The 13,379-nt window shown below is 70.1% G+C and carries 12 protein-coding genes; 9 read left to right on the top strand and 3 right to left on the bottom strand.

Annotation, left to right across the window (positions count from 1 at the left end; genetic code table 11):
* The first annotated feature begins 281 nt into the window (after positions 1-281).
* From CYL12_RS02380 to CYL12_RS02350, 7 genes are all read left to right on the top strand, one after another.
* A complete protein-coding gene (locus tag CYL12_RS02380) occupies positions 282-2,087 on the top strand; it encodes an ABC transporter substrate-binding protein (protein ID WP_233486816.1) in 1,806 nt (601 codons plus the stop codon).
* 72 nt (positions 2,088-2,159) lie between these two features.
* Positions 2,160-3,203: an ABC transporter permease gene (locus CYL12_RS02375; RefSeq protein ID WP_101845193.1), complete on the top strand. Its 1,044-nt coding sequence runs from the start codon at positions 2,160-2,162 to the stop codon at positions 3,201-3,203.
* Entirely contained in the window at positions 3,200-4,114 is a 915-nt protein-coding gene (locus CYL12_RS02370; protein ID WP_082758500.1) for an ABC transporter permease, read from the top strand. The genes CYL12_RS02375 and CYL12_RS02370 overlap by 4 nt, the downstream gene beginning before the upstream one ends.
* Before the next feature lies 1 nt (position 4,115).
* The gene (locus tag CYL12_RS02365) at positions 4,116-5,765 is read left to right on the top strand and encodes an ATP-binding cassette domain-containing protein (protein WP_101845191.1); all 1,650 of its coding nucleotides are present in this window, start codon (positions 4,116-4,118) and stop codon (positions 5,763-5,765) included.
* Positions 5,762-6,724 (top strand): S66 peptidase family protein, encoded by a 963-nt coding sequence (locus tag CYL12_RS02360; RefSeq protein WP_101845188.1) that lies wholly within the window; start codon positions 5,762-5,764, stop codon positions 6,722-6,724. The genes CYL12_RS02365 and CYL12_RS02360 overlap by 4 nt, the downstream gene beginning before the upstream one ends.
* A complete protein-coding gene (locus CYL12_RS02355) occupies positions 6,721-7,554 on the top strand; it encodes a serine hydrolase (protein ID WP_101845186.1) in 834 nt (277 codons plus the stop codon). The genes CYL12_RS02360 and CYL12_RS02355 overlap by 4 nt, the downstream gene beginning before the upstream one ends.
* The gene (locus CYL12_RS02350) at positions 7,551-8,363 is read left to right on the top strand and encodes a serine hydrolase (RefSeq protein WP_101845184.1); all 813 of its coding nucleotides are present in this window, start codon (positions 7,551-7,553) and stop codon (positions 8,361-8,363) included. The genes CYL12_RS02355 and CYL12_RS02350 overlap by 4 nt, the downstream gene beginning before the upstream one ends.
* A 96-nt stretch (positions 8,364-8,459) precedes the next feature.
* Here CYL12_RS02350 and CYL12_RS02345 read toward each other — a convergent pair whose 3' ends face one another.
* Positions 8,460-9,503 carry a P1 family peptidase gene (locus CYL12_RS02345; protein WP_101845182.1) on the bottom strand — a complete coding sequence of 348 codons (1,044 nt, stop codon included), beginning with the start codon at positions 9,501-9,503 and terminating at the stop codon, positions 8,460-8,462.
* A gap of 157 nt (positions 9,504-9,660) precedes the next feature.
* Here CYL12_RS02345 and valS point away from each other — a divergent pair, with 157 nt between their 5' ends.
* Entirely contained in the window at positions 9,661-12,255 is a 2,595-nt protein-coding gene (gene valS, locus CYL12_RS02340) for a valine--tRNA ligase (protein WP_101845180.1), read from the top strand.
* Positions 12,255-12,464 carry a hypothetical protein gene (locus tag CYL12_RS02335; RefSeq protein ID WP_101845178.1) on the top strand — a complete coding sequence of 70 codons (210 nt, stop codon included), beginning with the start codon at positions 12,255-12,257 and terminating at the stop codon, positions 12,462-12,464. Before valS ends, CYL12_RS02335 begins: the two co-directional genes overlap by 1 nt.
* An 84-nt stretch (positions 12,465-12,548) precedes the next feature.
* Here the strand turns inward: CYL12_RS02335 and CYL12_RS02330 are convergent, their stop codons facing one another.
* Both CYL12_RS02330 and CYL12_RS02325 read right to left on the bottom strand, forming a co-directional pair.
* Positions 12,549-12,767, bottom strand: a complete 219-nt coding sequence (locus tag CYL12_RS02330; RefSeq protein ID WP_101845176.1) for a hypothetical protein — start codon at positions 12,765-12,767, stop codon at positions 12,549-12,551.
* Positions 12,764-13,363: an ArsR/SmtB family transcription factor gene (locus CYL12_RS02325; protein WP_101845174.1), complete on the bottom strand. Its 600-nt coding sequence runs from the start codon at positions 13,361-13,363 to the stop codon at positions 12,764-12,766. Before CYL12_RS02325 ends, CYL12_RS02330 begins: the two co-directional genes overlap by 4 nt.
* Positions 13,364-13,379 lie beyond the last annotated feature (16 nt).

Raw genomic sequence — 13,379 nt, 5'->3', positions numbered from 1 at the left:
CCGACCCGAGATACGTTCCGGATGTCCGCGTCGAGTAGTCATCCTTCGCTCCCGTCATTCCGATGCGCGCATCCTGGCATCCGCGTATTTCCGCCGTGTTACAGCCGCTCGACGGCCGGTGATCTTTCTGATCCGCGCGATTTTTCTTCCGCGATACGCATCGAATGTCTTGACCACAGGGCCGTCTTCCGCTTGCATGGTCAGCACCGACCCGGCTTCACTGTGGATCCGGGCGGCGCCCGAAGGGACCTTCCATGCGTCTTGCCCCCCGCTCCAGAACCGTGCGAAGTCTGACCGCCGCCGCGATCGCCTCCGCGCTCCTCCTCGCCGCTCCGGTCGGTGCCGCTCAGGCGCAGTCCGTCAGCGCCGCCACCGAATCCCCGGCCTCCGACACGACGCTCCGGATCGCCACCTCCGGGTTCGTGGACACGTTCAACCCGTTCATCTCGATCTACCTGACGCCGACGAACATCATCCGGTACGTCTACGAGTCGCTCGTGCAGAACGACGCCGAGGACGGCTCGCCCACGAAGGGCCTCGCCGACAGCTGGGAGGCGACCGACGGTGGTCAGACGTGGACCTTCACCCTCCAGGACGACCTCGTCTGGTCGGACGGTGAGCCGATCACCTCGGCCGATGTGAAGTACACGTACGACCAGATGATGACGGTGCCCGCGCTCGGCACCGCCAACGGCAACCTCGTCTCCAACTTCGACAGCGTCGAGACCCCGGACGACAAGACCGTCGTGATCACCCTGAAGACCCCGCAGGCCCCGAACCCCGGCTCGGAGATCCCGATCGTCCCGAAGCACATCTGGGAGGAGGTCGACGACCCGACGACCTTCACCAACGACGCCGACGTGGTCGGCTCCGGCCCGTTCGTCCTCGACAGCTACTCGGCCAACCAGTCCATCGTGCTGAAGGCGAACGAGAACTTCTGGCGGGGCGCCCCCAAGATCGACGCGATCCAGTACGTGTACTACACGAACTCGGACGCCCAGGTGCAGGCGCTCAAGGCGGGCGACGTCGACCTCGTCACGGGCCTCACCCCCACCCAGTTCTCGGCACTCGAGGGCGTCGACGGCATCACCACGCACTCCGGTGAGGGCCGCCGCTACCACTCGATCAGCATCAACGTCGGTCAGCAGACCCGCGACAATGTGCCCTACGGCACCGGCAACGCCGCGCTGAAGGAGCTCGAGGTGCGCCAGGCCATCCGTCTCGGCACCGACACGGCCACCCTCCTCGACAAGGTCCTGGACGGCGAGGGCACGCTCGCGACGAGCTTCATCCCGGCGTCCTTCCCGAAGTGGCACCTGTCGGACGACGACGACGTGATCGTGGGCTTCGACCCCGAGGCCGCGCAGGCGAAGCTCGACGAGGCGGGCTGGGTCCCCGGCGCGGACGGCATCCGCGAGAAGGACGGCCAGCGCCTGAGCCTGCGCCTGCTGACGGACGCGGACGACGCGAACGAGCAGTCCATCTCCGACTTCTTCGTCCCGTGGATGAAGGACATCGGCATCGAGATCACGGTCGAGTCCACCGACTCCGACACGATCAGCGCGAAGGCCACCTCCGGCGACTACGACCTGTACTTCAGCGGCTGGTCGGTCAACCCCGACCCCGACTACCAGCTGGGCATCAACACCTGCATGAACCTGCCGACCGCGACCGACGGCACCGGCGGCACCACGCAGGACGGGTACTGCAACCCGGAGTTCGACGAGATGTACGCCGCGCAGCGCTCCGAGATCGACGCGGAGAAGCGCCAGGAGATCGTGCACGACATGCTCGCGCTGAACTACACCGACACCGCCCAGGTCGCCACCTGGTACGCCAACTCGCTGGAGGCCTACCGCTCGGACCGCTTCACGGGCTTCACGCTGCAGCCGAAGGACGGCGGCATCATCGCCAACCAGGCCGGCTACTGGGGCTACCTGACCGTCGAGCCCGTCGAGGGGGCGACCGCCGGCGGCACCGGCACGAACACCGGACTCCTCATCGGAGGCGTCGTGGTGGGGGTGGTCCTCATCGGAGGGCTCATCTTCTTCCTGATCCGTCGCCGCAACATCGCCGACGTCGAATGAGTCCGGCGAGACGCCGCGGGTGGCGGGCTTCCGCCCCCGCGGCGTCTCCCGGTCCGCTGTAAGGAGACCCCCATGTCCAACGCGGTTCCCCCGTCCACCTCCGCCATCGCGACGAGCGCCGCGGCCGAGGAGCAGCCGAAGGGCGTCGGCGCCCTCCGCTACTTCCTGGTCAAGCTCGGCGGCGCGGCCATCAGCCTGGCGATGGTGATCCTCCTCGGATTCTTCGCCTTCAAGATCCTGCCGGGCGATCCGGTCGCCTCGATCGCCCGGGAGCGCGGGATGAGCGCCGAGCAGGCCGACCAGCTGCGCGAGCAGCTCGGTCTGAACAAGCCCCTGTGGCAGCAGTTCGTCGACTACCTCGGCAACGTCTTCACGCTGAACTTCGGCACGAGCTACGTCTACCGCACGTCGGTGTCCGAGCTCATCGGCCAGTACTTCTGGAACACGATCCTCCTCACCGGCACGGCGGCGATCATCGCGATCGCCCTCGGCCTCTGGCTCGGACAGAAGGCGGCCTGGAAGCACGGCTCCACCTTCGACCGCATCGTCTCCGGCACATCGCTCGTGTTCTGGTCGGTGCCGACCTTCTGGCTGGCCCTGCTGCTCCTGATGATCTTCGGCGGCACGCTGCACTGGTTCCCGACGGGAGGCATGGTCTCCCCCAACCCGCCCACCGATCCGGTCGGCGCGGTCCTGGACGTGATCTCGCACATGGTGCTCCCGGTGATCACGATGGTCGCGGTCGTGTACGCGCAGTACCTCATGGTGATGCGCAGCTCACTCCTCGAGGAGATGGGCGCCGACTACCTCACCACTGCTCGGGCCAAGGGCCTCCGGGAAGACCTCGTCCGCCGTCGGCACGCCGTCCCCAACGCGCTCCTGCCCACCGTCACCCTCGTCTTCATGCACATCGGCGGTCTCATCGCCGGGGCCGTCACGGTGGAGACGGTGTTCTCCTGGCCCGGGCTCGGGAAGCTCACCTTCGAGGCCATCTCCGGCCCCGACCTCCCGCTCCTGCAGGGCACCTTCGTGGTGTTCTCCACGATCATCATCGCGATGAACCTCATCGCGGACCTCATCTACCGGCAGCTCGACCCGAGGGTGAGGCGCGCATGACCACGGCATCCCCGACCATCCGTTCGCCCCGTGCCCTGGCGTGGCACCGCCGCGGCACCGCCTTCGTCGACTTCTGCCGGCAGTTCGCCCAACACCGGGCGGGCATGGTGGGTCTCGTCTTCCTCGTGATCGTGGCGCTCATCGCGATCTTCGCCCCCGTGATCGCCCCCGCCAGCATGCTCGACGTCACGAAGCTCGTCGACGTGCAGCGCTTCGCCCCACCGTCCTGGGAGCATCCCCTCGGCACCGACCATCAGGGTCGCGAGATCTGGGTCCGCATGGTGTGGGGCGCCCGGGTGTCCCTGCTCGTCGGCCTCGCCGCCACGGCGATGTCGATGATCATCGGCACCCTCGTCGGCCTCTCGGCGGGCCACTTCACCGGCTTCTTCGGCGGGCTGATGATGCGCATCATCGACTTCTTCCTCGTGCTGCCGTCGCTGATCCTCGCGATCGTGCTGTCGTCGGTGCTGAGCCGCGGCGTCTGGACGATCATCATCGCGATCGGCCTGACCTCCTGGGCCGGTACCGCCCGCGTCGTCCGCGCGCAGACCCTGTCCGTCGAATCGCGCGACTACATCGAGCGCTCTCGGGCTCTCGGCGCCGGGCACTGGCACATCATCATGAAGCACCTCCTCCCCGGGGTGCTCCCGCTCGTGCTCGCCAACACGACGCTCACGGTCGGCTCGGCGATCATCTCCGAGTCCACCCTGGCGTTCCTCGGCCTCGGCGACACCACCCTGCAGTCCTGGGGCTCGATCCTGAAGAACGCGATGGACGTCTCCGCGGCGACCAGCGGCTACTGGTGGTACGTGCTCGTGCCCGGCATCGCCATCGTTCTCGTCGTGCTGTCGTTCACCCTGATGGGCCGTGCCGTCGAGAACATCACCAACCCGACGCTGAGGAGCCGCTGAGATGCCCGACCTGATCTTCGACGACGTCTCCATCAGGTACCGCACCTCCGGGCGGTCCGGGCGAGACGAGGTGGCGGCCGTGCGCCACGTCTCGCTCACCCTCCCCGCGGGGCAGACCCTCGGCATCGCCGGCGAGTCCGGGTCCGGGAAGTCCACGCTCGCCATGAGCGTCCTGCGGCTCCTGCCGCGCAACGCCCGGCTCAGCGGCCGCGTGCTGCTGGGCGACCAGGACGTCGCCACGTTGTCCTTCGGGCAGCTGCGCGCCGTGCGCTGGGCGCAGACGTCCATCGTGTTCCAGGGTGCGATGCACTCGCTCAACCCGGTCCGCACGGTCGGGTGGCAGCTCATGGAGGCGCTGGAGCTGCACGCCTCCGACCGATGGAAGGGCGAGAAGGCGCGCAAGGAGCGGGTGCGGGAGCTGCTCGACATCGTCGACCTGCCGCAGCAGAAGAGCGAGTCGTACCCGCACGAGCTCTCCGGCGGCCAGAAGCAGCGCGTCATGATCGCGATGGCCCTCGCCTGCGATCCCGAGGTCATCATCGCGGACGAGCCGACCACCGCGCTCGACGTGATCGTGCAGAAGCAGATCCTCGACATGATCTCGCGTCTGGTGGCGGAGCGCGGCATCTCGATGCTCATGATCAGCCACGACCTGTCGGTGCTCGCCACGGCGTGCGACCGGATCGCCATCATGCGCGACGGGGAGCTCGTCGAGGTCGGCGAGAGCTACGCGGTCTGCACCACCCCGCAGGAGGCGTACACGCGTCAGCTCGCCGACGCCTTCCCCACGATCGGCGACCCGGCCTCGCGGATGGCCCCGGTGACCCGGCACGGCCGTGGCGCGGACGACGTGCCGGAGATCACCCACGGCGACGAGGTGCTGCTGGAGGCCCGCGGCGTCAACGTCACCTACCGCTCCGGCGGGCGCCCCGTGCATGCGGTCCGCGACGTCGACCTCTCCGTGCGCAAGGGCGAGATCGTCGCTCTCGTCGGCCAGTCCGGCTCCGGCAAGTCGACCCTCGCCCGCGCGCTCATGGGACTCCAGCCCGCCGACTCAGGGTCGCAGATCCTCTTCGACGGCGCACCGATCCCGTCGAAAGGACGCGACCTCGCGCGGTTCCGCTCGCAGGTGCAGCTCGTGCTGCAGGACCCGTGGGCCGCGCTGAACCCGAAGCACAGCGTGTACGAGTCCGTGGCCGAGGGGCTGCGTGTGCAGCGCTTCCCCGGCGACGAGCGCGAACGCGTGGCGCAGAGCCTCGCGGACGCGGAACTCACCCCGCCGGAGCGGTACTTCGGCGCGATCCCGCAGGAGCTCAGCGGCGGGCAGCGGCAGCGTGTCGTCATCGCGGGTGCGCTCGCCGTGCAGCCGCAGATGCTCATCGCCGACGAACCCGTCGCCTCGCTCGACGCGTCCGTGCGCGGAGAGATCCTCGGACTCCTGCTGGAGCTGCGTCGCCGCCTCGGGCTCTCCGCCCTCGTGATCACGCACGACCTCGGCCTGGCCTGGAACATCGCCCACACGGTCGCGGTGATGTACCACGGACAGATCGTCGAGCACGGACCCACCGAAGAGGTGCTGCTGAACCCGCAGCACGAGTACACCCGGCACCTGCTGTCCGCGGCGCCGCGCATCGAGGAGAAGACGGCATGAGCGCCCTGACGGAGGCGGCGGTGTCGCCGTATCTCGACACGGCTCCCCTGCAACCCGGCGACACGGTGGCGATCGTCTCGCCGTCCGGTCCCGGCAACGAGGAGAACACCCAGCGCGCCGTCGGCTACTACGAGTCGTGGGGTCTGAAGGTCCGCGTGGGCGCGCACGTCCTCACGCCGCACCCGCGCGCGTCGTACCTCGCGGGGCCGGACGACCTCCGCCGCGCCGACCTCGTCGACGCCTGGCTCGATCCGGACGTGGACGCCGTCGTCGCGGCACGCGGCGGCTACGGCGCCCTGCGCCTCCTCGACCGCATCGACTGGGCCGACATGCGCCGCGGGGCGCTGCGCAAGGACGGACGACCGAAGCTGCTCACGGGCTCGTCCGACGTGACCGCGCTGCACGAGACGTGGCGCGCGCACCTCGACGTCGCGACGCTCTTCTGCCCCATGGCGGGCAACAACGTCTTCCGCGATTCGGAGCAGGTGCGCGACGACGTGCAGCGCTGGCTCTTCGAACCCTGGCGCGGACGGGAGCTCATCGGCCCGAAGACGGAGATCATGACGCCGGGCCGCGCCGAGGGGCGCTTCACCGGCGGCAACCTCAGCCTGCTGGCGGCTGGACTCGGCGCCCCGGAGGCGGACGTCCCCTCCCCCGGCATCCTGTTCCTGGAGGACATCACCGAGGAGCCGTACCGCCTGGACAGCTTCGTTACCCAGCTGCGGCGGGCGGGCCGCCTCGCACAGGCCACGGGTGTCGTGCTCGGCTCCTGGCACGAGTGCGGCGACCTCGACCTCGTCCACGCGCTCATGCGGGACGAGTTCCAGGATGCCGGCGTCCCCGTGCTGTGGGAGCAGGGCTTCGGACACGACCCGCACGCCCTGACCATCCCCCTGGGCGTCGACGGGGTGCTCGACGCGACCGGCGCCGAGCCCCGCCTCACGGTGGGACGGCCATGATCGCTCTTCCGCCCCTCGCCCCCCGCGTCACCTGGTCGATCCGGCTCGTCGACGCCGACACCGGGGAGACCCTCGCCGAGCAGGAGCCGCACACGCAGTGCGAGACCGCGAGCATCGGCAAGATCTTCCTGCTCCTCGAGGTCGCTCGACGGCTGGAGGCGGGCACGCTCGCCGAGGACGACCGGATCGAGATCCCGGACGAGCACCGCGTCGAGGACTCCGGGCTCCTGTACCGCATGCACGACCAGCGCATCACGGTCCACGATGCGGCGCTCCTCGTCGGGGCGGTGAGTGACAACCTCGCCACGAACGCCCTGATCCACCTCTGTGGTCTGGAGGAGGTGCGGGCCGTCGCTCCGGAACTCGGATACCGCGACACCGCCCTGCACGACTACATCCGCAACGAGCGCACACCCGACCTACCATGGACGCCGTCGTTCGGCACCGCGGCCGAACTGTCCGACGTGATGCGCCGGCTCGGGGCCGGCGAGGCGTTCTCCCCCGCGGTGAGCGCACGGGTGCTGGACTGGCTCGCCGCCGACACCGACACGTCGATGACCGCCGACGCCTTCCTCCTCGATCCTCTCGCCCACGTCGAGACCGAATATCAGGGCATGGTGCTGCGCCACAAGACCGGCAGCGTGAGCTTCGCCCGCGTCGACGTCGGGCTGCTGCGGGGCCCGAGGGCCGCCGTCGCGTATGCGGTGGCGGCGAACTGGAAGGACTCTGCGGCCGATCTCCGCGCGCCCGTGCTCGACGGCATGCGCGCCGTGGGTGAGCTCATCCGCGCGCACGTCACCGGACGCGCACGAGACGAGGAGGACGCATGAGCGCGATCGACGTGGACCTCCCCGACGAGAACGGCACGGTGTGGTCGATCCTCGTCCAGGACATCGACTCCGGCGAGGTGCTGCTGCGTCATGACCCGGAGGCGGTGCAGGACACGGCGAGCGTCGGCAAGATCTTCCTCCTGCACCGCCTCCTCGCCGAGGTGGACGCCGGCACGCGGACTCTCGACGAGCGCGTGACCCGACGGCCGGTCGAGGCCATCGAGGACTCCGGGCTCTGGTACCTGCTGCAGGCGTCCGAGCTGTCGCTGTACGACGTGGCCGCGCTCATCGGTGCGGTGAGCGACAACGCCGCGACCAACACGCTGGGCCGCGTCATCGGCATCCCGACCGTGCAGGAGCACACCCGCGCCCTGGGCTACACCGCCTCGGCGCTCGACGACATCGTGCGGTGGCCGATCCCGCCCGGCGCCCCGAAGACGCTGTCGCACGCGAACGCTGCGGAGCTCGTGCGCTTCATGTCGCGACTGGCCGACGGGACAGACCTCTCCCCCGCCTCGGCCGACACGCTGCGCCGCTGGCTGGGCGCCGGCATGGACCTGTCCATGGTCGCCTCGGCCTTCGACCTCGACCCGCTCGCGCACTGGGGCTTCGACCGCGGCATCTGGCTGCTGAACAAGACCGGCACGATCTCCCGCGTCCGGGCCGACACCGGAATCGTCATGTCCCCCACCCGCCGGATCGCCTACGCCGTCTTGGCGAACTGGGACCGGGGCGCCGACGGACGCGGACCGGTGCTGGCCGCCATGCGCCGCATCGGCGAGGGTATCCACGCCGCGCTCGCCGGCTGACCACGGTTCACAACTCAGGACACCCGATGGCGGTCGGGGCGACGCGCCGCGCCTGCGGCGCCACCGGCCCGGCTTCTCCTGAGTTGTGAACGCGGGTCAGACGGCTCCGGCACGAGCCAGACGCTCGTGCACCCGATCGATCGGCACCGCGTGCGCCGTCCGCCCCTCCGGGCCCGCCGTGGTCTCCGCGGCGAGCACCGAGTTGATCAGCGCCTCCTCGACCGCGTCCATCGTCGCGGCGAAGAGCGGCGAGAGGTCGTCATCCGCCACCGGACGGCGCTCCTCGTGCACCGAGAAGGCGATGGCGTAGTCGCCACTGCCCTGCGCATAGTCCGCACCGACACCGCGCATCGCGAACACGGCACGGTTGGCCACGCGGCCGAGCTGCCGCCCGTCGACGGGGGCGTCCGTCGCGACGACGATCATGCACGAGTTACCGACGGGTTGTGCCGGAACTTCGGCGAGCAGCTCCTCGGCGGGCAGCGGGACCCCGGCGATCCGCAGGGTGCCGCTGAAGTTCGTCTGCACGAGAGCGCCGACGGTGTACGCACTCCCCGCGACCTCGACCAGACGCGAGGCCGTGCCGATGCCGCCCTTGTACCCGAGGGCGACGGTCCCGGCTCCGGCGCCCACGCCTCCCTCCGCAACTGCACCCGGAGCGGCCGCAGCCAGTGCCTCCGTCACCTGCGCCTCTCCTACGGCTCGGCGACGGATGTCGGAGAGGAATCCGTCGTTCGTCTCGCCCACCACCGGGTTCAACGTGGTCGTCCGTGCGTGCGCCGGCGTCGCCAGCAGGTGCCCGAGCAGCGCATCCGCGACGCGGAACACGGACAGCGTCGAGGTCAGCAGGATCGGCGTCTCCAGCGCCCCGAGCTCCCGGAGCTGTGTGGCGCCGACGAGTTTGCCGAAGCCGTTGCCCACGGAGAGGTTCGCGGGAAGGCTGCGGCGCTCTGCGGTGAGGGCATCGGGGACGATCGCCGTCACGCCCGTGTGCAGACCGTCGCCGTGCAGCGTGGCGTGCCCCACCCGCACACCGGGGACGTCGGTGATCGCGTTCTCCGCGCCGCGCGAGAAGGCTCCGGACGGCACGCCGAGGTCGGCGAGACGGGGACGGGAGGACGAGGACGACGGCGGTGTCATGCTCCGATCCTTCCAGCGTCGGAGGGGCCGACGGCAGCGCCGCGCCGGACCCTCCCCCGGGTCGAGCGCCCCGCCCGTGCGCTCGGTAGACTGGGCGGCACCACCCACACTCAGGCACGCTCACACAGTGCCGCATACATCGCTCGAGGAGACCTCCATGTCCGCCATTCCCGACAAGCCCGCACTCGAAGGTCTCGAAGCGAAGTGGGACGCCGCGTGGGCGGAGCAGGGCACGTACCTGTTCGATCGTCTGCGCGCCGCCGAGCTCGGCCGCGACGGCGTCTACTCGATCGACACCCCGCCGCCCACGGCTTCGGGCAGCCTCCACATCGGTCACGTGTTCTCCTACACCCACACCGACGTCAAGGCGCGATACGAGCGCATGCGCGGCAAGACCGTGTTCTACCCGATGGGCTGGGATGACAACGGCCTGCCCACGGAGCGCCGCGTGCAGAACTACTACGGCGTGCGCTGCGACCCGTCCCTCCCCTACGACGCCGACTTCACCCCGCCGTTCGAAGGCGGCGACAACAAGTCGAGCCGCGCCGCGGACCAGCAGCCGATCAGCCGTCGCAACTTCATCGAGCTGTGCGAGCGCCTCACGATCGAGGACGAGAAGCAGTTCGAGGCGCTGTTCCGTCAGCTCGGGTTGAGCGTCGACTGGACGCAGACCTACCGCACCATCTCCGACGACACGATCCGGCAGAGCCAGCTCGCCTTCCTCCGCAACATCGAGCGCGGCGAGGCCTATCAGGCCCTGGCACCGACGCTGTGGGACATCGACTTCCGCTCCGCGATCGCGCAGGCCGAACTCGAGGACCGCGACCAGCAGGCGGCGTACCACACGATCGAGTTCCCGTTCGCGGACGGCTCCGGCTCCATCGCGATCGACACCACGCGTCCGGAGCTCCTCCCCGCGTGCATCGCGATCGTCACCCACCCCGAGGGGCCGCACAAGCACCTCATCGGCACCAAGGTCCGCACGCCGTACTTCGGCGCCGAGATCGAGATCCACGGCCACCACCTCGCCCAGCCCGACAAGGGCACGGGCGCGGCCATGGTCTGCACCTTCGGCGATGTGACCGACATCATCTGGTGGCGCGAGCTGCGCACCGCTGCCGGCGAGTCCCTGCCGAACATGACGACGATCGGCCTCGACGGCCGCTTCCTCGCCGAGGCCCCGTCGATCGTCGCTGACGCCGACGCGCGCGCCTGGTACGCGGAGAACGTGGCGGGCAAGACCGTCTTCAGCGCCCGCAAGGCGATCGTGGAGAAGCTGCAGGAGACCGGCGACATGACGGCCGTCGGCAAGCCCTTCCAGCACGCCGTGAAGTTCTTCGAGAAGGGCGACCGTCCGCTCGAGATCGTCTCGACCCGGCAGTGGTACATCCGCAACGGTGCCCGCGACGGCGAGCTGCGCGATCAGCTCCTCGCGCACGGTACTGAGCTGGCCTGGCACCCCGACTTCATGCGGGTCCGCTACGAGAACTGGGTCGGCGGCCTCACCGGCGACTGGCTCGTGTCCCGGCAGCGGTTCTTCGGCGTGCCGATCCCGCTCTGGTACGCGCTGGACGAGAACGGCGAGCGCGACTACGACCGCGTGCTCACCCCGGATGCGGCCGCGCTGCCCATCGACCCGACCACGGATGTGCCGGCCGGCTACACCGAGGCCCAGCGCGGCGTGCCGGGCGGGTTCGACGCCGAGGCCGACATCCTCGACACGTGGGCGACCTCGTCGCTGACCCCGCAGCTCGCGGGCGGCTGGCAGCGCGACGAGGAGCTGTGGCAGCTCACCGCTCCGTTCGACCTGCGCCCGCAGGGACAGGACATCATCCGCACCTGGCTCTTCTCGACCATGCTGCGCTCCACGCTGGAGGACGGCCGCGCCCCGTGGAAGAACGCCGCCATCTCCGGCTTCATCGTCGACCCCGACCGCAAGAAGATGTCGAAGTCGAAGGGCAACGTGGTCACCCCGGCCGACGTGCTCGACGCCCACGGGTCGGACGCGGTGCGCTACTGGGCAGCGTCGAGCCGCCTCGGCATGGACGCGGCCTTCGACCCGCAGAACCCGACCCAGGTGAAGATCGGCCGGCGTCTCGCGATCAAGGTGCTCAACGCCGCCAAGTTCGTGCTGTCGTTCCCGGTGCCCGCAGGTGCTCAGGTGACGCACGCGCTCGACGCCTCGATGCTCACGGCACTCGATGGCGTGGTGGCCGAGGCGACCGCGGCCTTCGACCGGTATGACGCCGCCAGGGCGCTCGAGCTGACCGAGGCGTTCTTCTGGACGTTCTGCGACGACTACCTGGAGCTCGTGAAGGAGCGCGCCTACAACCAGAACGACGTCGGCCAGGCCTCGGCCGCCCTCGCGCTGCGTCTGGCGCTGTCCACGCTGCTCCGTCTGCTCGCGCCGGTGCTCTCCTTCGCCACGGAGGAGGCCTGGTCGTGGTTCGAGGAGGGCTCCGTGCACACCGCCGCGTGGCCCGAGAAGCTCGGCATCGAGGGCGACCCGGCCGTGCTGGCCGCCGCGAGCGAGGCGCTCATCGGCATCCGGCGCGCGAAGACCGAGGCGAAGGCGTCGCAGAAGACCCCGGTGTCCCGCGCCGCCATCGCCGCTCCCGCCACGAAGGTCGAGGCCCTGCGCGCCGCGGCGGACGACCTCCGCGCGGTCGGCCGCATCGCCGAGCTCGAGATCTCCGAGGCGGAGGAGTTCGCGATCACCGCGATCGAGCTCGCCCCGGTCGAGGCCTCCTGATGCAGCTCGGTACGCGCTGGGCCACGGGGGCGCAGCCGCCCGCATCGGTTCCCGAAGCGCTGCGTCCCGCGATCGCCGAGGTCGAGTCCCGAGGCCTCACCGGCCACTGGACGCTCACCTGGCTCGAGGGCCGTGCGATCGCGGAGCTCGACGCCGGCTGGGAGCTCCTCCAGACCCCCTCCGGCGAGGTCATCGCCCGCCCCTTCTGATCGCCGAGACCCCGCTTCGTCGCCGAGACCCCCTCGCATCCGCCCGGATACGAGGGGGTCTCGTCGTGGAGCCGGGGTCTCGACTCAGCGGCGCGGGGCTCCGAGCTGCGCGAGGAGATGATCCACGGCGCGCGGGTCGTGGCGGCGGGCCTGCTGTTCGCGGAGGAGGGCGAGGGCAAGGGTCCGCCGCTGTGCGCGACGCTCGATCCGATGCTCGACCACGGCGGTGACCCGGTCGGCGAGGCGCAGCAGTCCGCGCTCCGTACGCGTGGGGCTGACGAGGTGAAGGGTCGCGGCGGTCATGATGCCTCCGCCGTCTCGCCCGGCGTCGGCAGGTCGAACAGCTCGGCGCGCAGCGACACGCGCCGGACATCGGGGCCCTCCTGACCGCGGTACTGCTCGATGGCCCTTTCCACGACCGCCTCCAGCTCGGCCCGCAGCGACATCGCCTGCTCCGCGGTCATGTCGAGGTGCGTGGTGATCGTCACGCCGACGTCGCGCCAGCCCTCAGGCACCTCGGACTCCGGGCGGTTGAGATACCGCATGAGCGTCTCGTGCCGGAGCCGGAAGAACTCCGAGGTCACGATCTGCGCCGCGGCACGGTTGGCCGGAGACATCTGCTCGTCCGGCCCCGGCACGTCGATCCGGCCCCTCGGGCGCTCCCACCATCGCTCCCGTGCCGTACCCCGGCCTTCCACTTCGCGGATGAGGTCGTGCGCGGCAAGGGCGCGGAGGTGATAGCTGGTCGACCCCGAGGTCTCCCCCACGAGAGCCGCCAGGGAGCTGGCGGTCTGCGGGCCCCTGGAGGCGAGCAGATCGAAGATCTTGACCCGCAGCGGATGCGCCAGCGCTTTCAGCGCCCCCGCATCCAGTGTCCGGATCTGCGTCTCGTTCGTCATGCATGCAAAGATACGC

The organism is Zhihengliuella sp. ISTPL4, assembly GCF_002848265.1.
Lineage (GTDB): Bacteria > Actinomycetota > Actinomycetes > Actinomycetales > Microbacteriaceae > Microbacterium.
This window is presented reverse-complemented; position numbering and strand designations above follow the sequence as displayed.